Below are 19,426 nucleotides of genomic sequence, written 5' to 3'. Positions count from 1 at the left end.
TCCGAGGGACAGGCCGCAGGCGAGCGCCTGGCGGCTTCATGGGGTCTCGATTCGGGGTGATCGCCGATTATGACAGCCGCAGACGCGCAGGAACGGCAGGAATTCACCTTCCAGGCGGAGATCAAGCAGCTCCTCCACCTGCTCTCGCACTCGCTGTACCAGAGCCGCGATATCGCGCTCCGGGAGCTGATCTCGAACGCGTCCGACGCGCTCGACAAGATGCGGTTCGTCTCGCTGACCGACGATTCGCAGCGAGAGTGCGGCACGCTGGAGATCGCGATCGTCCCCGACGAGGCCGAACGCCGGCTGACGATCCGCGACACGGGCGTCGGCATGACCCGCGACGAGCTGGTCGCGAACCTGGGGACTATCGCCCACAGCGGCTCGGGCGAGTTCCTGAAGAGCCTGTCGGCCGAGGACCGGGCGAAGGCCGACGTCTCGCTCATCGGCCAGTTCGGCGTCGGCTTCTACTCGGCCTTCATGGTCGCCGATCAGGTCCGCGTCCGCACCCGCAGCTACCGCGACGAGCACGGCTGGGAGTGGGCCTCCGACGGCACCGGCCGGTTCACCGTCGAGCCCGTCGAAGGGCCCCTGCCCCGCGGGACCGAGATCATCCTCCACCTCAAGGAGGACGCCAAGGACTTCGCCTCGCCGTACCACATCAAGGACGTCGTCCGGCGCTATTCGAGCTTCGTCCCCCACCCGATCAAGCTCGGCGCCGACGGCGAGGTCATCAACGACCAGAAGCCGATCTGGGTCGAGCCCAAGCGTCAGGTGACCGAGGAGCAGTACGACCGCTTCTACCAGCACCTGAGCCACCACCCCGACGAGAAGCCGCTCTGGCACCTGCACGCCTCGGTGGACTCGCCGATCCAGTTCCACGCGGTCCTCTACTGCCCGCCGTCGAACCTGGAGCGTTACGGATTCCCCCGGCTGGAGCACGGCGTCAGCCTCTGCGCCAAGCGGGTGCTCGTCCAGAACGACTGCCGCGAGCTGCTGCCGGACTACCTCCGGTTCCTGTTCGGCCTGGTCGACTCCGAAGACCTGCCCCTGAACGTCTCGCGCGAGACGCTCCAGGACAACACGGTGATCCGCCGGATCCGAGGGTCGCTGCTGAAGTCTGTGTTCGACCGCATCGACCAACTCGCCAAGGACCAGCCCGAGGCCTTCCAGACCTTCACCGAGCAGTTCGGCACGCTGCTCAAGGAAGGCGCGATCGTCGACGCCCCCCAGCGCGATCGGCTGGCGAAGCTCATCCGGTTCGCGTCGTCGCAGAAGGCCGACGGCAGGCTCGACGTCTCCCTCGACGACTACGTCGCCCGCATGCCCGAGGGCCAGAAGCGGATCTACTTCCTCGGCGGCCCCGACCTCGCCGCGATCGAGAAGAACCCGAACCTGGAGGTCTTCCGCAAGCGGAAGATCGAGGTACTCTACCTCACCGAGCCGATCGACGAGTTCGTCACCAACGCCCTCGGCTCGTACGACGGCAAGCTCCTGACCTCGATCGACTCCGACGACCTGGACCTCCCCGAGGCGGCCGACGAGGAGTCGAAGGTCGAGACGCCCGAAGAGAAGGCCGAGCCCGGCTTCGCCCGGGTGCTCGAACTCTTCCGCGAGGCCGTCGGGACCCGCGTCCGCGAGGTCCGCGAGTCGAAGCGCCTGACCGACAGCCCCTGCTGCCTCGTCAACGCCGACGGCGGGCTCTCCACCCAGATGCAGCGCATCCTGAAGATGGCCAACAAGGACGTCCCGGAGATGTCGCGGATCCTGGAGATCAACCCCAAGGCCCCGTTGATCCGCCGCCTCGGCCGCCTGGCCGCCAACGCGGAGCACGACGCCTTCATCAAGGAGTGCGGCCTGCAGCTCTGGTCCAACGCCCTGATCCTGGAAGGCGTCACCCCGGACGCCCGCGAGCTGGTCTCGCGGATCCAGACCTTCATGGACGAGGCCGCCGACAAGCGCTCGCCGCTGATCGTGATGTGAGCGAATTCCGACCGGCTCGCCGAATTCCATGAAAGCCGCCGGACCCGGGCGACCGATCGCATTGGCATCGGATACGGCGTCGCCCGGCGTCGCGGAAGGATCGATTGTCCGACGAGGCGTTCATGGAAGAGACTCGGCGAGCCGGCCTGCCCCGTCCCCGCCTGCGCCTCGCGCTCGTCGCGACGCTTTTGCTGGCGGCCCCTTGCGCGGCCGGTGCGGCCGGGATCGATCCCGAGGCCGCTCTGGCCCGGGCGGCCTCCGCTCGCCGCCTCGCGACCCGCGCCGAGCGCGTCGGCTCGCGCGAGTGCGTCGACCGCTACTACGAGGGGGCCGTCTTCGCCTTCGCCGCGATGACGGCCGACCCCGACCCGGACTCCCGACGCTGCGGCCGGGCCGTCGCCCTGTACAACCAGAACCTCGCGGACTGCCTGCGCTCCGCAACCTGCCACCGGGCCCTCGATCCCCGATCCCGACTGTTGGTCCGATCCCCGCGCGGGGTGATCGTGGTCCCGATCGTCCACCGGGGATTCGTCTGGTCGCCGGCCGACTTCCATCAGCTCCTCGACCCCGCCGCCGCGCCTCGGAATCCTTCCAATCAGCGGAGGCACGCCCGCGAGGGCGTCGGCGCGACGCAGGTGGTGCGGCGTCAGAACCCCCACGCGACGGCCGACGACGCGTTCCTCCCCGAGCCGATGTTCTTCCCCGCGACGGCCGTCCTGAGGCCCGACCTCGACGCCTGGTGCGGCGGGGCCGGCGGGCCGGGCGACGTGCTGGAGTTCCACGACCCGCTGCGCGTCTCGCAGGTCGCGCCGACCGGCGCGAGCTGGACCCTCGCCTCCGACCTGGACGCCCCGATCGCCTACCTGGAGGAGGCGACCGGCGGGCTCCAGTCGGGCTGGTCGGGCCTGCTGAACCCCAGCCAGGACGTCGACCGCGCGTTCCTCGGGATGCTGGAACCGTACCAACCGGGCAAGATCCCCCTGATCTTCGTCCACGGCCTGTACGACACGCCCTATACGTTCACCGACCTGATGAACAGCCTGCGGTCGATCCCGGGATTCCTGGATCGCTACCAGATCATCGGCTACCGCTACGCGACGGGGCTCACGTTCCTGCACTCGGCCGCCCTGTTCCGTCGCGACCTGCATCGCTTCGAGGCCGCGTTCGACCCCTCGCGGTCCGATCCCGGGCTCCAGAACACGGTGCTGCTGGGCCACAGCATGGGGGGGCTGCTCATCAAGCTCCAGATCGTCTCCAGCGGCCGGGCGCTCTGGAACCTGGTGGCGAACCGGCCGCTGGAATCGCTGGCCCTCGCGGAGGCGGCTCGCGCGTTCCTGGCCGACCTCTTCTTCTTCGAGCCGGTCCCCTTCGTGCGACGGGTCGTCTTCCTGGCGACCCCGCACGACGGCCTGGGGGTGGCGGCGCAGCCGGGCGGCGTGATCAGCGAGCGGCTCACCCGCCGCCCCGAGGATCTCCGCGCCCTGGTCCCGCAAGTCGAACGCGACAACCCCGGCGCGATCAAGCCTTACATGTACGGGCTCCCGAACAGCATCGGGATGCTCCGACGCCGCGAGCCGGTCCATCAGGTCATGCGCTGCCTGCCGGTGAACCCGAACGTCCGGCTGCACACCATCGCCGGGACGGCGAAGGTGCCGGCGGCGGTCGCCCACGGCGACGGCGCGGTGCCGATCGCGAGCGCCCACCACCCCGGGGCCGAGAGCGAGACCCTCGTCCCCGAGTTCCACACCACGATGAACTCCAGCGACTTCACGCTCGTCGAGGTCGATCGCATCCTCCGACGCCACGTCGCGACGGCCCCCGTCAGCGGACGTTGACCGATCGGAAGCCGTTCTGGTCGATGGTCGAACTCGTGAGGAGCTTCTCCAGGAGCGTCTCCGGCAACCGGCCCTGATGCTCGGAGCCGGGCTCGCCGTCGCCGCCCCAGGCGGCGGTCCAGATCGTCTCGGGCCCGAGCGCCTGGCCCCTGGAGAGTTGCACGAACTCCAGGAAGTGATAGCGGTCGTGGTAGGGCTGGCGGACGTACGTCACCTCCGCCTCGCTGCCGTCGTCCATCAGCCAGGCGACCCGGATCGAATACCAGAGGTCCGTCCGCCCGCGCTTCTCCAGCAGGGCGCGCAGGGCTTCCCAGCTCGTCGCCTCGGGGGCCTCGGCGACCTCCGCGGCCACTTCCTCGAAGCCGTCCGAGAACCGCGATTCCACCATGCGGGCCCCCACGGTCGTCCGCGGTCGGTTCGACGGCTCCGACCACGCCTCCTCGCCCGCCCCGGGGCGCAGGCGCGTCGAGAGGTACGTCGGCGCGAACACCAGCAGGGCCGTCAGGCCGAGGAACACGAGCATCCCCAGCCCCTGGCGGGCGCCGCCCGGGACCGCGCGATCCAGTCCACTCCGACCCATGGCTCCCCCCTTCCGCGGTCATCCGCGCGGCAGGCCGGTCGACGGGTTCCTTGATCTCGGGGCCGCTTCGCCGCGACCCGGATTCGAGAAGGTGGCACCCTTCCCCTGGATTCCCCATCCTGGGATCGAGAAATCCTTGCACGCGACAGGTTCTGAAACCAGGAACGATCCATCCCGAAGGATCTTACAGCGCCCCCGTCGGAATCCGGACGAGCCTTCCCCGAATGGCCGGGATGTCGCTTTCCGACAACAGGGCCGCACCCTGTCGGGCGTCGGCGAGAGCCGGCGAGGGGGGAGGCCCGAGGATCACGGGCCTCCCCCGCGCGATCAGCGGGCCTCGGCCGGGGGCGGCTTCACGTCGTCCTTGAGCGGGAAGATGATGTCGCCCTGGCCGTTGGTATCCAGGTTGTTGCGGCCCCGATCGTCCTTCCCGTCCGGGCCCACGCTGTAGAGCAGCCAGCATCCCGCCGTCGGCTCGAACTTCTGGACGGGCGTGTCGAATGGGAAGACCGGACCGAACGAGCCGAGCGAGAGCAGACTCTGGCCCTCCGAGGGGATGAAGTGGAAACCTTCGCCGTTCAGGTACAGGTCGCGACCGTCTGGTGAGTTGAGTAGTCCCTGGACGTCGATCCCCTCGACGTCCAGATCGGTCAGGAGCCGGGTCCGCTCCGGAAACGCCCCGTCGTGACCCGCCTGCCAGATCCTCAGCAGGAAGATCCAGTTCAGGGCCCGCCGGGCCGTCTCGTTCCGATCCCACCACGAAAGGTCGCGCTGCAAGTCGGAGTGCTCGATCAGGGGCGTCCTCTCGGTCAGCCTGGCGAGTTCCTCGTGCGAGACGAGGCGACGTTTGCCGTCGGACTCGCTCCAGACGAGCCCGACCTGGGGCGTCCACATCCGGTTGGTCGTCAACTCATACGGCCGATTGGAGATCTCCTGGATGCGATCCGCGGCCAGGAGATCGAGCACCCGTCGCGTCCGGGCGATTTCCCAGGGGGTCGATTGGAGGTCGTACATCAGCCGCTGCATCGGGTCGATCCTCATGCGGTTGGTCGCCCATCGCGAGAACAGGCCGTCCAGCAACTCGTCCTTCGGCAGCTCCAGCGTGTTGCGGAAGACCAGGGCGTTCATGCGGACCCCGTCCGCCTTGCTCGCCGTCGCAGGGATGGCGCGATACGCCCGCAGGCCCCGTTCCAGCGATCCGACCGTCTGCCGCGGGTCGGCCGCCCAGCGCATCGCCAGCCCGAGCCCGGCCGGCTCCAGCAGGCCGACCGACCAGGAGTTCGCGTGCGAGAGCTGCCTCGACGCGCGGATCAGGGTCTCGATCTCCGTCCAGGCCCCGTCCAGGTCGCCCCGCGCCGACTTCACGCGGGCGGAGACGACCAGGGGGATCAGCAGGGAGAACGTCGACGGCTCCCCCGTCCGGGTGAAGAGGGTCGCCCGCCCCGGCTCCACGAACTGGAGGCCCGGCTTGCGCGACGCCTCGCGGAGCTTCTGGAGGCCGGGCTCGATCGTCGCCAGCCAGGCGTCCAGCGCGGGGTCAGCGACGTCCCAGTCCCCGGCGACCAAGGCCCCCGTCTCGTTCGTCGGCAGGGGCGGCCGGCCTTCCGAATGGACCGGCGAGGCGTTCGGTTCGAGCACTCGGGCGGCCTCGGCGTAGAGCGGGGCCGCGTTCTCCGCGTCGTCGATCGGGGCGGTGATCCGTGCGGTCTGGAACAGCTCCTCGGCGCGGCCCGGCGGCAGGCTCGTGACGCCCCAGACGCGCCCGCCGATGTAGGACGAGACGAGCGCGCCCGTCACGGCGGCCGCGTACAGCCCGAGCCGCGCCCAGCGGCCCAGGCCCGGCCGATCGAACATCCAGTCGCCGCTCCAGGCCCAGCCCACCAGCAGCAGCCCCGCCGCGACGAACGGGAGATGCCAGGGCTCCAGGAGCTTGGACGCGAACAGCCCCGCGAGCGGGATGTAGAGCGCCAGGCAGGCCACCACGGAGATCGCCCCCGCCATGATCCCGCGCTTGAAGACCATTCCGCAAAGGGCGGACGCCGCGAAGCCGATCGACAGGAGGGTCGTCGAAGCGAAGAGGACATCACTTAGCCCGGCCGCCTGCGACCCTCCAGACCGACCGAAGATCGAGGCCCAGAGCGGATTGCCGCCCACGCACAGGATCGTCATCGCCACGCCCCACCAGATCAGCACCTTCACGCCCCAGACCAGGCCCGGCCGCGCCCCATGCTGGAGCAGGAACCGCTGGGTCCTGCCGCGGTTATCCCCCTGGAAGGCGGCTACGCCCGTCAGAAGGGCCGTCGCGAAGAAGCAGAGCACCACGATCGGGTCCAGTTCGAAGTGATTCACGTTCGCGAAGGCGAGCAGCGAGGGGAGCAGTCCCAGGGCCAGCAGCATCCCCAGGTTCGACCGCACCTCGCGCAGGCTCTGCCACGCGAGCCTCGTCGCGGTGGTGGGCCAGACCCGGACCGGCCGAGAGGGCCCGACGACCTCCACCGTCCCCGCCGGACTCGCCTCGGCGGTCGCGAGGACCCTGGGCCGCACCCGGGATCGCCGCGAGGGGCTCGGGGGGCCTGTGCGCCGGAAGATCCAGGCCGAGCCCCCCGCCGCCAGGCCCGCCAGGGTCAGCAGGGTGGGAGCGGCCTCGAACGTCTTCGGGCCGACGTTCAAGTCCACGAGCGCGAGCAGGCAGACGCACAGCGAGGCCATCGCCAGCAGCGCGGCGAAGAGCGCATTGGCCACGAGGGACGACCAGAGGAGCCCCCAGCCCAGGCCGTTCAGGGCCCAGACCGACCCCACCCCGCCCCGCTTCGCCCACTCCGAGGCGTCGACCCCGAACAGGCGGGCCCCAAGCCAGAGCAGCAGCCCCATCGCGGCCGTCGTGGCGAGCGTGAACGAGGCCTTGGCCGTCCAGACCTTCGGGCGGCCGATCGGGAAGACGTCGAGCATCCCCAGCGTGCCGTTCTCCCGCTCCCCCGCGAAGACGGCGGCGGCGATCAGGAACAGGTAGATCATCGTGAAGACGAGCGCCACGTTGACGTACCCGCCGGGCCCGGCCTCCTCGCCCCAGTACCATCCCACGAAGGCCTGCAGCGCCAGGCCCGACGCGGCCAGGAACGCCCAGATCGGCCAGGCCTGCCGCGCCTCTTTCCACCACAATCGCGCGAGCATGCGATCCTCCTTTCGGATCGAAGGACGAGGGGAGGCGTCAGGCGACGTGGACCGCGCCGGGGGCCGGCGGGGGCGAGGGCCGTCGGCCCCGCATGTAGCCGATGTAGACGTCTTCGAGCGAGGGAGCCTCGATCCGGAGCGAATCGACCCCCGGCAGGTTGCGGACCGCCTCGCACGCGGCGCGGTCGCGGGCGCGGACCAGCCAGTGGGCCTGACGCGGGGCGTCGGAGGCGTCGATCAGCTCGATCGGCAGGCTCGCCGGCGGGGCCGGGTGGTGGTCGCGGCTCTGGAAGCTCACCGCCAGCAGGAACGTGCTCGCCCGCAGCTCGTCGAGCGGCTCGGCCAGGATCAGCTTGCCCTGGTGCAGCAGGGCGACGTGGCTGGCCACCCGCTCCACCTCGCCGAGCTGGTGGCTCGACAGGAAGACCGTCCGGCCGTTCGCGGCCAGGTCCACCATGCTCTCCAGGAACTCGCGCCGGACCATCGCGTCCAGGCCCGAAGTCGGCTCGTCCAGGATCAAGAGCGACGGATCCGAGGCCAGCGCCAGCGAGAGCGACACCTTGGCCCGCATGCCCTTGGACAGCGCCTTGATCTTGCGGTCCGGCGGCAGGCCGAAGCCCCGGGTCGACTCGCCGTAGCGCGAGAGGAACCCGGCGGGGCCGACGACCGGCTCCGGGTGGAAACCGGCGGCGAACCAGCCGATCTCGGCCACGGTCATCCAGTCGTAGAGCGCCGGGACCTCGGGGACGTAGCCCACCCGCCGCCGGACTTCCAGCCCCTCGTGGGCGGGGTCGAGGTCGAGCACCCGCGCCCGGCCGGAGTCGGCCCGGATCATCCCCAGGAGGATCTGGATCGTCGTCGTCTTCCCCGCGCCGTTCTCGCCGAGCAGGCCGAAGACCGAGCCTTCGGGGACCCGCAAGGTGAGCCCGTCGAGGGCGACCTGATCGCGGTAGAACTTGCTCACGTCGTGGATCGCAATCGCGACGGCTGCTTCATCGGCCATGGCTCAAGCCCCCTTCCCGTTCGCCTGGACCCCGGTCCCCCGCTCCCACTCCTCGCGGAGGATCGCCTCGATCTCGGCGGCGGCGAGGCCCGTCTCGCGCGCCTCCTCGATCGCCGCCCGGAGCCGTCCCCGGACGTGCTCCACCCGCGCCAGGCGGCAGCGGTCGGTCGCCCCCGAGGCGACCTGCAACCCCGTCCCCCGCACCGGCTCCAGCAACCCCTCCGCCTGGAGGTCCCGATACGCCCGCGCGACGGTGTTCGGGTTCACCACCAGCTGCTTCGACAGCTCGCGGACCGACGGAGCCAGCTCCCCCGGCCGCAAGACCTCCCCCGCGATCGCGAACCTGATCCCGTCGGCGATCCGCCCGTAGATCGGCCGCCCGTCCGACTCGCTCAGATCGATGAGCATCGACTGGGCCTCCTGGTGTGATAGTCAACTAGTACAGTGTTGACGTGGGTCAGACGGCTGTCAAGGGGGGCGAGTCGGAATCCGAAGCGGCCTGATGCCGGCTCAGAGCCGATGGGCTTCGACGGCCTCGCGGAGGAGGCCCATCGCGCGGCCGACGGCGGCCACGTTGGCAGGCTCGTTGAGCCATCGGCTGACGCCGGAGGGGTGGGGAAGCGGGAGGTAGAGGACGCCGTCGCGGATGGTCGACGTGCCGACGACGGCGGCCAGCGACTTGACGGGCCCGAGGAACGTGCGGACGGCCAGCAGGCCGACCAGGAGGACGACCCGCGGGCGGACGACCGCCGTCAGGTCGTCGAGCCACGGCCGGCAGAGGGCCTGCTCCGGCGGCGAGGGGACGCGGTCCCCCTTGGCCCCCGGGAGCCGGCCGGGGTAGCACCGGGTGACGGCGGCGAAGTGGATCTTCCGCCAGAAGTCCTCGCGAGCGATCCCCCCTTGCTCGAACCAGTCGCGGAGCTTGTTCCCGGCCGCGCCGGCGAACGGCCGATCGGTGATCGTGGCTCGAAGTCCGGGCGCCTGGCCGACCAGCAGGATCCGAGGCGCCGGCGCGTCGGGCTCGGGGTCGCGCGCGATCGGGACCGATTCGATCTCGTCGAGGAACCCGGCCGCGTGGCATCGCCGGCAGTCGCGGATGGCGGCGTTGAGAGTCACGAGCCGTCGGCGTGTTCGCTCGGACGCGTGGACGGAGGCGTCCGACTTCATGCCGACGCCCCCTTCAGCCGCTCGACGAACGCGGCGTGCTCGGGCGAGGCGAGGCCGCGGTTCAGCGCCGCGATCGCGCCGGCCAGGTCGCTCCTCAGGAGGGCCGTCGGGTCCAGCCAGAGGCCGGGGAAGGCGCGGCTCCTGAGGAGGCCGTCCTCGTCGGGCGGCAGCGGCTCGTAACGGCCGTCGACCAGGACGAGCCAGTCGAACGCGGCGTCGAGCACCCGCCAGACGAGGTACTCGCGGACGCCGTTGCGGCGGTAGGCCTCCAGTTTGGGGCCGAGGTCGAGGCTGACGCTGCTGGAGGCGACCTCGGCGACCAACTCCGGGGCCCCCTCGACGTATCCGTCCGCCGAGATCCGCGACTGGCCGCCCGCACGGGCCTGGATCATCAGGTAGACGTCGGGCTGGATCTCGTTACCCCGGTCGAGCCGCACGCTTCCGTTGTCCCCCGCCTCGACGCCCGGCGTCCCGGCCTCATACACGCCGAGCCAGGTGGAGACGTGGAGATGGGGACGGCCGTGCTGCGGGTGGCGGACGGGCGAGGCCATGTAGACGACTCCCTCGATCAGCTCGGCGGTCACGCCGGGCATGGCCTCGTAGCGGCGTTCGAACTCGTCGCGGGAGAGGCGGTCGCCGTTCTCCAGCGGGGGGATCGCCGGCGTGACGCTCGGCCGGGTCGCGGTCGACATGGCGGCGCTCCTCGAAGTCCGGAGGGATCGTTCCATCAGCATTGTATCGCGGAGCCGAAAGGCGGGAAAAGCGGACGGCCCGCGCCGATGCGGGATCGGGGCGGGCCGTCGCGGTTCTTGGGCGGTTCCGGCGAGGCCGGGGGTTACTCCTTGCCGGCGACGGCGGGGGCCTCGTCGCGGTAGCGGGAGTACGGGGAGCCCTTCTCGGCCAGGGCCTCGAGGGCGTCGGGGTGGATGCGGACCTCGGCGTCGAGGTGGGCCTTAAACCCGGTCCCGGCGGGGACGAGGTGGCCCAGGATGACGTTCTCCTTGAGGCCGACGAGGTAGTCGCTCTTGCCGGCCAGGGCGGCCTCGGTGAGGACCTTGGTCGTCTCCTGGAAGCTCGCGGCCGAGATGAAGCTCTCGGACTGCACGGCCGCCTTGGTGATGCCGAGGAGCTGGGTGCTGGCCGCGGCCGGCTTGGTCCGGGTCCACTCGGCCTTCTTGCCGCCGCCGGCCTCGACGCGCAGGTTCTCCTGCTCGAAGTGGTCGCGGGGGACGATGTCGCCGACGCGGTAGTCGGTGTCGCCGGGGTCCTTGATCTTCACGCAGCCCATCAGCTCGTTGTTGACCCGGCGGAACTCGAACTTGTCGATGACCGAGCCGGGGAGCAACCCGGTGTCGCCGAGGCTGTCGACGCGCACCTTGCGGAGCATCTGGGAGATGATGATCTCCAGGTGCTTGTCGTCGATCTCGACGCGCTGGGAGCGGTAGACGTTCTGGATCTCGCGGAGGAGGTAGCGCTGGACCACTTCCTCGCCCGAGATGCGGAGGATGTCGTGCGGCACCAGCGGCCCTTCGACCAGCGGGTCGCCGGCGCGGACGCGGTCCGAGCCGTGGACGCGGAGGTACTTGCCGTGGGGGACCTGGTGCTCGCGCTCGATGCCGCTCTCGTTGCGGACGACGATGGTGCGCTTGCCGCGGCGCTTCTCCTCGAGCAGCTCGACGCGGCCGTCGATCTCGGCGATGACCGCCGGCTCCTTGGGCCGCCGAGCCTCGAACAGCTCGGTGACGCGGGGGAGGCCACCGGTGATGTCCTGGGTGCCGCCCACCTCGCGGGGGGTCTTGGCCAGCAGGGTGCCGGCGGTGATCTGCTGGCCGTCCTCGACCTCGATCGTGGCCCGCTCGGGGATGTACTTGTAGTCGAGCGTCTTGCCCTCGGCGTCGACGATGACGACCTGCGGGTGGAGGTCGCCCTTGTGCTCGATGATCGTGCGGCGGATGTGACCCGAGGGGTCGGCCTCGACCTTCATCGTCTCGTTCTCGACGATGTCGTCGAAGCGGATTTTGCCGCCGACCTCGGCGAGGATCGGGATGTTGTGCGGGTCCCACTCGCAGAGCATCTGGCCCCGCTTGATCTCCTGGCCGTCCTCGACGATCATCACGGCGCCGTCGGGGACGTCGTACTTCTCCAGCTCCCGGCCCTTGGGGTCGAGGATCTGCAGCTCGCCGTTGCGCGAGAGGGCGATCCGCTTCCCTTCGTCGTTGACGACGATGTTCAGGCCGACGAACTTGACCTTGCCCTCGCGCTTCGACTTGACGTCCTTCTCCTCGACGGCGCGGGTGGCCACGCCGCCGATGTGGAAGGTCCGCATCGTCAGCTGCGTGCCCGGCTCGCCGATCGACTGGGCGGCGATGATGCCCACGGCCATCCCCTGCTCGACGAGCTGCCCCGTCGACAGGTCCATCCCGTAGCAGCGGCGGCAGACGCCCAGCGACGCCTCGCACGTCATCGGGCTGCGGACCTGGATCTTCTCGACCTGCATCTCCTCGAGCTTGCGGGCCGCCGCCAGGGTGACCATCTCGCTCTCGCGGACGATGACCTCGTCGGTGATCGGGTCGATGATGTTGACGCGGCTGACCCGGCCCCGGATCGACTGGGCCAGGCTCACCTCGACCTTCTCGCCCTTGTAAATCACGCCCTTGGTGATGCCCTGAGACGTGCCGCAGTCCTCGATCGTGATGACCACGTTCTGGGCCACGTCGGCGAGCTTGCGCGTCAGGTAGCCGGAGTCGGCCGTCTTCAGCGCGGTGTCGGCCAGGCCCTTGCGGGCGCCGTGCGTGGAGGAGAAGTACTCCAGCACGCTCAGGCCTTCGCGGAAGTTGGCCTTGATCGGCGTCTCGATGATCTGGCCCGACGGCTTGGCCATCAGGCCTCGCATGCCGGCCAGCTGGCGGATCTGCTCGACGCCGCCGCGGGCGCCGGACTCGGCCATCAGGAAGATCGGGTTGTGGTAGCCCTTCTGGCCCTCGTTCTCGCGGGTGTCGTTCTTGAGGGCCTCCATCATCTCGGTGGTGATCCGCTCGCGGGCGTGGGTCCAGGCGTCCAGGACCTTGTTGTACCGCTCCTGGTCCGTGATGATGCCGCGGTGGTACAGCTTGTTGTTGCGCTGCACCTCCTTCTCGGCGTCGGCGATGATCGTATCCTTGGTCGCCGGCGTCCGCAGGTCGTCGGTGGCGAACGACAGGCCCGACCGGGTCGACTCGCGGAAGCCCAGGTCCTTCATCCGGTCCAGGAGCGCGATGGTCTCGCGGCGGCCGAGGATCTGGTAGCAGTCGGCGATGATCCCCTGGAGCTGCTTCTGGCCCAGGGTCAGGTTGTAGAACGGCATCTTGGGGTGGAGGATGTCGTTGAACACAACGCGGCCGACGGTCGTGGTGACCACCATGCCGGGGGTGAACTCCTTCTCGCCGTCCCCCTTGAGCTTGCGGCTGGCCGGCAGTCGCAGCTTGATGAGCGCGTGGACGGCCACCTTCCCCTGGCTCTGGGCCAGGAACACCTCGTTCGGCGAGGCGAAGGTCATGCCGTCGCCGGTCTCGCCGGCCCGCGCCACCGTCAGGTAGTACGAGCCCATGACGATGTCCTGGGTCGGGCTGATGATCGGGCTGCCGTTGGCCGGGCTGAAGATGTTGTTGGTCGCCATCATCAGCGTCATGGCCTCGACCTGCGCCTCGATCGAGAGCGGCAGGTGGACGGCCATCTGGTCGCCGTCGAAGTCGGCGTTGAAGCCGCGGCAGACCAGCGGGTGGATCCGGATGGCGTTGCCTTCCACCAGCACCGGCTCAAACGCCTGGATGCCGATCCGGTGGAGGGTCGGGGCGCGATTCAGGAGGACCGGGTGGTTGCGGATCACCTCTTCGAGGATGTCCCACACCTCGTCGGTCCGCCGCTCGAGCATCTTCTTCGCCGACTTGATCGTGTCGGCGTGGCCCAGCTCCTTGAGCCGACGGATGATGAACGGCTGGAACAGCTCCAGCGCGATCTTCTTGGGGAGGCCGCACTGGTGGAGTTTGAGGTCGGGGCCGACCACGATGACCGACCGCGCCGAGTAGTCGACGCGCTTGCCCAGCAGGTTCTCGCGGAACCGGCCCTGCTTGCCCTTGATCATGTCGGTCAAGGACTTGAGCGGGCGGTTCGAGCTGCCGAGCACGGGCCGCTTGCAGCGGTTGTTGTCGAACAGCGCGTCGACGGCCTGCTGGAGCATCCGCTTCTCGTTGCGGATGATGACCTCGGGGGCGTTGAGGTCGACCAGCTTCTTGAGCCGGTTGTTGCGGTTGATGATCCGGCGGTACAGGTCGTTCAGGTCGCTGGTGGCGAAGTTGCCCGAGTCCAGGAGCACGAGCGGGCGGAGGTCCGGCGGGATGACCGGGATGCACTCCAGCACCATCCACTCGGGGCGGTTGTCGCTGTCGCGCAGGGCCTCGACGACCTTCAGCCGCTTGGTGAGGTCCTTGATCTTCTGCTTGCTGGTGGTCTCCACCAGGCTTTCGCGGAGCTGCTTGGAGAGGCTGACCAGGTCGAGCCGCATGAGGAGCTTGCGGACGGCCTCGGCGCCCATGTCGGCCTGGAAGGTCTCGCCGTAGGTCTCGCGGGCCTTGCGGAAGTCCTCCTCGGTGAGGAGCTGGCACTCCTTCAGGGGCGTGTCGCCGGCGTCGACGACGACGTAGTCCTGGAAGTAGATGATCCGCTCCAGGCTGGACGTCTTCATGTCCAGGAGCGTGCCCAGGCGGCTGGGCATGGCCTTGAAGAACCAGATGTGGACGACCGGCGCGGCCAGCTCGATGTGGCCCATGCGCTTGCGGCGGACCCGGGAGTGGGTCACCTTGACGCCGCAGCGGTCGCAGATCATCCCCTTGTATTTCATCCCGCGGTACTTGCCGCAGGCGCACTCCCAGTCCTTCTCGGGGCCGAAGATCCGCTCGCAGAACAGGCCGTCCTTCTCGGGACGGTAGGTCCGGTAGTTGATCGTCTCGGGCTTCTTGACCTCGCCGAACGACCAGCTCCGGATGTCGTAAGGGCTCGCCAAGCCGACCTTGACGGCCCCGTAGTCGTTAATACGATCGTAGGCACTTTCGCCCATGCTCACGAGACACTCTCCTCCGCGGTTCCGGCGAGTCCGGGGCGGGGTGGCCGGCGGGCGGGGAGCGACGGTCGCCTTCGTCGTCTCCTCGCCGGGACGGCCTCCCGGACGAATTCAATCCAAGCCCATGGTCACGTCAGGGAGTGCGATCGGGCGGGGCCGGGGCGCCCCGTCCCGTCCCTCGTCGCTCCGAACAAAAAAAACCCGCGGACAGGCCCCCCGATGGCGTCGGGACGGCCCCGCGGTTCTTATGTAGGTCGTCCTGGGACCCGGATCGCCAAGGTCGGCTCCTCCCTGACCGGGATCCGCCGGATCCCGGCGTCTCCCGTGATGCTGCCGCCCTCGCTGGCCACGCGCGAAGGCGTTCCCAAGGCGCGGAAGATCGTTTCGCGACAATGTCGCATCCTCTGATCCTAAGCAATCCCAGGGCCGTTTCCAAGCGGAATCTCGGGAAAATGCCGAAGTTCCGGCCCGACCTTGCATTCGGGAACGCCGACCGTCCCGCCTCGGCGGTCCCGGAGGACCGCCGAGGCGGCGTCGTCGATCGGGCCGAAGGGGGCGGTCAGACCCGCTTCTTCTCGAGCTGCATGTTGAGCCCGAGGCCGCGGATCTCGTTCGTGAGCACGTCGAAGCTCGCCGGGGTGCCGGCCTCGAGGGTGTTCTCCCCCTTGACCATGCTCTCGTAGATCTTCGTCCGGCCCTCGACGTCGTCCGACTTGACGGTCAGCAGCTCCTGGAGGATGTAGGCCGCGCCGTAGGCCTCCAGCGCCCACACTTCCATCTCGCCGAACCGCTGGCCGCCGAACCGGGCCTTGCCGCCCAGCGGCTGCTGGGTGATCAAGGAGTACGGGCCGGTGGCGCGGGCGTGGATCTTGTCGTCGACCAGGTGGTGGAGCTTCAGCATGTAGAGGTAGCCCACCGTGACCCGCTGGTCGAACTTCTGGCCGGTGCGGCCGTCGTAGAGCTCCGCCTTGCCGTTTTCGGGCAGGCCGGCGTCCTTGAGGCACTGCCGGATGGTGGCCTCGCTGGCGCCGTCGAACACCGGGCAGACGGCCTGGAACCCGAGCTTGGCCGCGGCCCAGCCCAGGTGGATCTCCAGGATCTGGCCCACGTTCATGCGGCTCGGCACGCCCAGCGGGTTGAGCAGGATCTCGACCGACGTGCCGTCCGCCAGGAACGGCATGTCCTCCTCGGGGAGGATCTTCGAGATCACGCCCTTGTTGCCGTGGCGGCCGGCCATCTTGTCGCCGACCGAGATCACCCGCTTGGTCGCGATGTAGACCTTGACCATCTGCAGGACGCCCGACGGGAGCTCGTCGCCCCGCTTCAGGCTGTTGAGCCGACGCTCCTTCTCGTCCTTCAGGGCCTCGATCCGCGGCGAGTACTCCCGCACCACCTCGCGGGCCTTGGCCGCGGCCTCGGGGCTGCGGAGGTCGAGCGCCTCGAGCTTGAAGCGGTCGCTCTCGTCCACCAGGTCCTTGGCGTCCTTCGAGCGCCCCAGCGGCTTGCCGCTCGACGGGTCGGCGACCGGGCCGCCGACCGCCGTCTCCAGCGACTTGACCATCTGGCGGTACTCGTCGGCGATCCGGACGTTCTCGCCCGCCTCGGTGTCCTTCAGCTCCTTCTCGAAGGCCTTGCGCTCGTCCTCGCTGAGGCTCATCCGGCGGCTGAACCGCTGGGTGTTGATGACGATGCCCTCGACCCCCGAGGGGACCTCCAGCGAGTCGTTCTTGACGTCCTCGCCGGCCCTCCCGAAGATCGCGTGCAGCAGCTTCTCTTCCGGCGTCAGCTCGCTCTTGCTCTTCGGCGCCACCTTGCCGACCAGGATGTCCCCCGGCTTGACGTAGGTGCCGATCCGCACCACGCCGCTGTCGTCCAGGTTCCGCAGCGCCTTCTCCGAGACGTTCGGGATGTCCCGCGTGAATTCCTCGCGGCCCAGCTTCGTCTCGCGGATCTCGATCTCGAATTCCTCGATGTGGATCGAGGTGTAGACGTCCTCCCGCACCAGCTTCTCGCTGATGATGATGGCGTCCTCGAAGTTGTAGCCGTCCCAGGCCTGGAAGCCCACCAGGACGTTCCGCCCCAGCGCCAGCTCGCCCTTGAAGGTCGAGGCCCCGTCCGCCAGGATCGCGCCCCGCTGCACCTGCTGGCCGACCTTCACGATCGGCTTCTGGTTCAGGCAGGTCCGCTCGTTCAGGCCGACGTATTTGCGGAGCTTGTAGATGTGGTTGTGGTCGATGATCACCCGGGTCGCGTCGACGTAGGTGACCGTGCCGTCCTGCTGGGCCTTGACGACCATGCCGGAGTTGGTCGCCACGGCCGTCTCCAGGCCGGTCGCCACGATCGGCGGCTCCGCCACCAGGAGCGGCACCGCCTGGCGCTGCATGTTCGAACCCATGAGCGCGCGGTTGGCGTCGTCGTGCTCCAGGAACGGGATCAGGCCGGCGGACACGCCCACCATCTGCTTGGGCGAGATGTCCTGGTACTGGATGCTCTCCACCGGCACCGACACGAAGTCGGTCTGGTAGCGGGCGATGGTCGCCGGCCCTTTGAGCTTGCCGGCGTCGTCGACCGGGGCGTCGGCCGGGGCGAGGTAGTTCTCGCTCTCCTCGTCGGCCCGCATCCAGACGACGTTCTCGGTCGACCGCCCGTGCTTGATCTCGCGGTAGGGCGTGATCAGGAAGCCGTACTCGTCGACCCCGCCGTAGATGCCCAGCGAGCTGATGAGCCCGATGTTGGTCCCTTCGGGCGTCTCGATCGGGCAGATGCGGCCGTAGTGCGAGATGTGCACGTCGCGCACCTCGAACCCCGCCCGCTTCCGGTTGAGGCCGCCGGGGCCCAGCGCCGAAAGCCGTCGCTCGTGCGTGAGCTGCGCCAGCGGGTTCGTCTGGTCGACGACCTGCGACAGCTCGCCGCGGCCGAAGAAGTACTCGATCGCCGCGCTGATGCTCTTGGGGTTGATCAGCGAACGCGGGGTCATGTCCTCCGCGTCCTTCAGGCTCATCCGCTCCTGGACCGTGCGGCGGAGCTTGAGGAAGCCCTTGCGGAGCTCGTCGGCGGCCAGCTCGTCGATCGTCCGGAGCCGGCGGTTGCCCAGGTGGTCGATGTCGTCGATGTGGACCCGGGCGTCGGTCCCCTTGCGGAGCGCGAGGATGTACCGGATCGCGTTCACGTAGTCGAGCGGATCCAGGGTCATCTGGTCGTCCGGGATCGACTGGTTGAATTTGCGATTGATCCGGAACCGGCCGACCTTGCCCAGGCGGTAGCGGTTCGTGTCGAAGAACTTCTCGTGGAAGAGCTCGCGCGCCTTCTCCAGCTGGGGCGGATTGCCCGGCCGCAGCCGCTGGTAGATCCGCAGGAGCGCGCTCTCGTGGTCGGTGGTCGGGTCTTCCTGCAGCGACTGCAGGATCAGCGGGTCCTTCGCCTCCTTGAGCACGCGGATCGGCCCCAGGCCGCCGGCGTCGGCGAGCACCTGCGCCAGCGCCTTGGAGATCGTCGCGCCGCTGTCGACCAGGACCTCGCCCGTGGTCGGGTCGACCACGTCGCCGCAGGCGACCTTGTTCTCGAGCCGCGACGCGGCCTTCGAGTCGGAGGAATCGATCTCCTCGGACTCGTAGAAGGCCTCCAGCATCGCCTCGTCGGAGGAGAAGGCCGGGCTCATGGCGCGCAGCAGGGTCATCGCCGAGAACTTGCCCGACTGGTCGATCCGGACGCCCAGCGTGTCCTTCTTGGTGACCTGCAGCTCGATCCAGCTGCCGCGCTCGGGGATGACCCGGCAGGCGTGCAGCTTCTTGTCGGTGGACTCCACCTCGACCACGAAGTCCACGCCCGGCGAGCGGTGCAGCTGGCTGACGACGACGCGCTCCGCGCCGTTGATGATGAACTCGCCGCCGCCGATCATGACCGGCATGTCGCCGAGGTAGACCGACTCTTCGAGGGTCGTCTCGCCCTTGTTCAGCCGCAGCCAGACGTGCAGGGGCCGCCCGAACGTGAGCCGGAGCTGCCGGCACTCGTCGGGGTCGTAGCGGGGCTTGCCCAGATCGTAGCGGAGGTATTCCAGCTTCAGCGTCTTGTCATAGCTCTCGATCGGGAAGATCTCGCGGAAGACCCCCTCGAGGCCCGAGTCGAGCCGGCTCTCCACCGGGTCGTCGGCCTGGAGGAACCGCTCGTAGCTTCGCGTCTGGATCTGCGTGAGGTCGGGAACCTGGAACTCGTCGTGGATTCGTCCGAAATTCCGCCTCTGGGCGGGGACGATCCTCCGCACGGTCGTCGGAGTGGGCATTAAGGTCGCGCTCCTCGAGTAGAGAAAGGGGCACGGGCCGAGGTCACGGTCGTCGTCGATCTCGCCGGGGACGCTCCCGAATCCATCCGGGCCGGCCGGCGGCGGCGGGCGGCCTCCCCAAACGGCGACGGCCCGCGGGGGTCCGCGGGCGACTCGGCCTGGGGGCGGTCGGGGGTCTCGAGACGTTCCAGGACGGACGACGGGGCCGGGGAAGCGTGCGCGGGGGGGCGATCGATCCGGGGGGGGCCCGAGACGGCGTCGGCGAGTGCTGGTCGTCGGTGGCGCATCATGTTCCGGGCCGGGGGCCGTCGCG

Annotated in this window: 10 protein-coding genes; 2 read left to right on the top strand and 8 right to left on the bottom strand. The window is 69.3% G+C overall.

Annotated elements, in window-relative coordinates:
- Nucleotides 1–69 precede the first annotated feature (69 nt).
- The gene (htpG, locus tag G6O68_RS26410) at nt 70–1,983 is read left to right on the top strand and encodes a molecular chaperone HtpG (RefSeq protein WP_165251800.1); all 1,914 of its coding nucleotides are present in this window, start codon (nt 70–72) and stop codon (nt 1,981–1,983) included.
- A gap of 122 nt (nt 1,984–2,105) precedes the next feature.
- Nucleotides 2,106–3,818 carry an esterase/lipase family protein gene (locus tag G6O68_RS26405; protein WP_165251798.1) on the top strand — a complete coding sequence of 571 codons (1,713 nt, stop codon included), beginning with the start codon at nt 2,106–2,108 and terminating at the stop codon, nt 3,816–3,818.
- On the opposite strand, the gene G6O68_RS26400 is transcribed toward G6O68_RS26405, so the two are convergent.
- From G6O68_RS26400 to rpoB, 8 genes are all read right to left on the bottom strand, one after another.
- The gene (locus tag G6O68_RS26400) at nt 3,805–4,398 is read right to left on the bottom strand and encodes a hypothetical protein (RefSeq protein ID WP_165251796.1); all 594 of its coding nucleotides are present in this window, start codon (nt 4,396–4,398) and stop codon (nt 3,805–3,807) included. The genes G6O68_RS26405 and G6O68_RS26400 overlap by 14 nt on opposite strands.
- A gap of 327 nt (nt 4,399–4,725) precedes the next feature.
- Nucleotides 4,726–7,569 carry a hypothetical protein gene (locus G6O68_RS26395; protein WP_165251794.1) on the bottom strand — a complete coding sequence of 948 codons (2,844 nt, stop codon included), beginning with the start codon at nt 7,567–7,569 and terminating at the stop codon, nt 4,726–4,728.
- 37 nt (nt 7,570–7,606) lie between these two features.
- Nucleotides 7,607–8,572 (bottom strand): ABC transporter ATP-binding protein, encoded by a 966-nt coding sequence (locus G6O68_RS26390; RefSeq protein WP_165251792.1) that lies wholly within the window; start codon nt 8,570–8,572, stop codon nt 7,607–7,609.
- A 3-nt stretch (nt 8,573–8,575) separates the two neighbouring features.
- Nucleotides 8,576–8,980 carry a GntR family transcriptional regulator gene (locus G6O68_RS33380; RefSeq protein ID WP_165251790.1) on the bottom strand — a complete coding sequence of 135 codons (405 nt, stop codon included), beginning with the start codon at nt 8,978–8,980 and terminating at the stop codon, nt 8,576–8,578.
- Between the two features lie 102 nt (nt 8,981–9,082).
- Nucleotides 9,083–9,739: a uracil-DNA glycosylase family protein gene (locus tag G6O68_RS26380; protein ID WP_165251788.1), complete on the bottom strand. Its 657-nt coding sequence runs from the start codon at nt 9,737–9,739 to the stop codon at nt 9,083–9,085.
- Nucleotides 9,736–10,431 (bottom strand): Uma2 family endonuclease, encoded by a 696-nt coding sequence (locus tag G6O68_RS26375; protein ID WP_165251786.1) that lies wholly within the window; start codon nt 10,429–10,431, stop codon nt 9,736–9,738. Before G6O68_RS26375 ends, G6O68_RS26380 begins: the two co-directional genes overlap by 4 nt.
- A 143-nt stretch (nt 10,432–10,574) precedes the next feature.
- Nucleotides 10,575–14,837 carry a DNA-directed RNA polymerase subunit beta' gene (gene rpoC / locus G6O68_RS26370; protein WP_165251783.1) on the bottom strand — a complete coding sequence of 1,421 codons (4,263 nt, stop codon included), beginning with the start codon at nt 14,835–14,837 and terminating at the stop codon, nt 10,575–10,577.
- Nucleotides 14,838–15,393: 556 nt separating this feature from the next.
- Nucleotides 15,394–19,113, bottom strand: a complete 3,720-nt coding sequence (gene rpoB / locus G6O68_RS26365; RefSeq protein ID WP_165251781.1) for a DNA-directed RNA polymerase subunit beta — start codon at nt 19,111–19,113, stop codon at nt 15,394–15,396.
- Nucleotides 19,114–19,426: the final 313 nt, after the last annotated feature.

The organism is Paludisphaera soli (assembly GCF_011064595.1).
In the GTDB taxonomy this organism is placed as follows: Bacteria; Planctomycetota; Planctomycetia; order Isosphaerales; family Isosphaeraceae; genus Paludisphaera; species Paludisphaera soli.
Note: the sequence above shows the minus strand (reverse complement) of the source record. Positions and strands in the feature narration are given on the sequence as shown.

Bases quoted from the DNA above. Each gene is read 5' to 3' on its own strand.
- htpG (WP_165251800.1), top strand. From the start codon at position 70: ATGACAGCCGCAGACGCGCAGGAACGGCAGGAATTCACCTTCCAGGCG.
- G6O68_RS26405 (WP_165251798.1), top strand. From the start codon at position 2,106: ATGGAAGAGACTCGGCGAGCCGGCCTGCCCCGTCCCCGCCTGCGCCTC.
- G6O68_RS26400 (WP_165251796.1), bottom strand. From the start codon at position 4,398: ATGGGTCGGAGTGGACTGGATCGCGCGGTCCCGGGCGGCGCCCGCCAG.
- G6O68_RS26395 (WP_165251794.1), bottom strand. From the start codon at position 7,569: ATGCTCGCGCGATTGTGGTGGAAAGAGGCGCGGCAGGCCTGGCCGATC.
- G6O68_RS26390 (WP_165251792.1), bottom strand. From the start codon at position 8,572: ATGGCCGATGAAGCAGCCGTCGCGATTGCGATCCACGACGTGAGCAAG.
- G6O68_RS33380 (WP_165251790.1), bottom strand. From the start codon at position 8,980: ATGCTCATCGATCTGAGCGAGTCGGACGGGCGGCCGATCTACGGGCGG.
- G6O68_RS26380 (WP_165251788.1), bottom strand. From the start codon at position 9,739: ATGAAGTCGGACGCCTCCGTCCACGCGTCCGAGCGAACACGCCGACGG.
- G6O68_RS26375 (WP_165251786.1), bottom strand. From the start codon at position 10,431: ATGTCGACCGCGACCCGGCCGAGCGTCACGCCGGCGATCCCCCCGCTG.
- rpoB (WP_165251781.1), bottom strand. From the start codon at position 19,113: ATGCCCACTCCGACGACCGTGCGGAGGATCGTCCCCGCCCAGAGGCGG.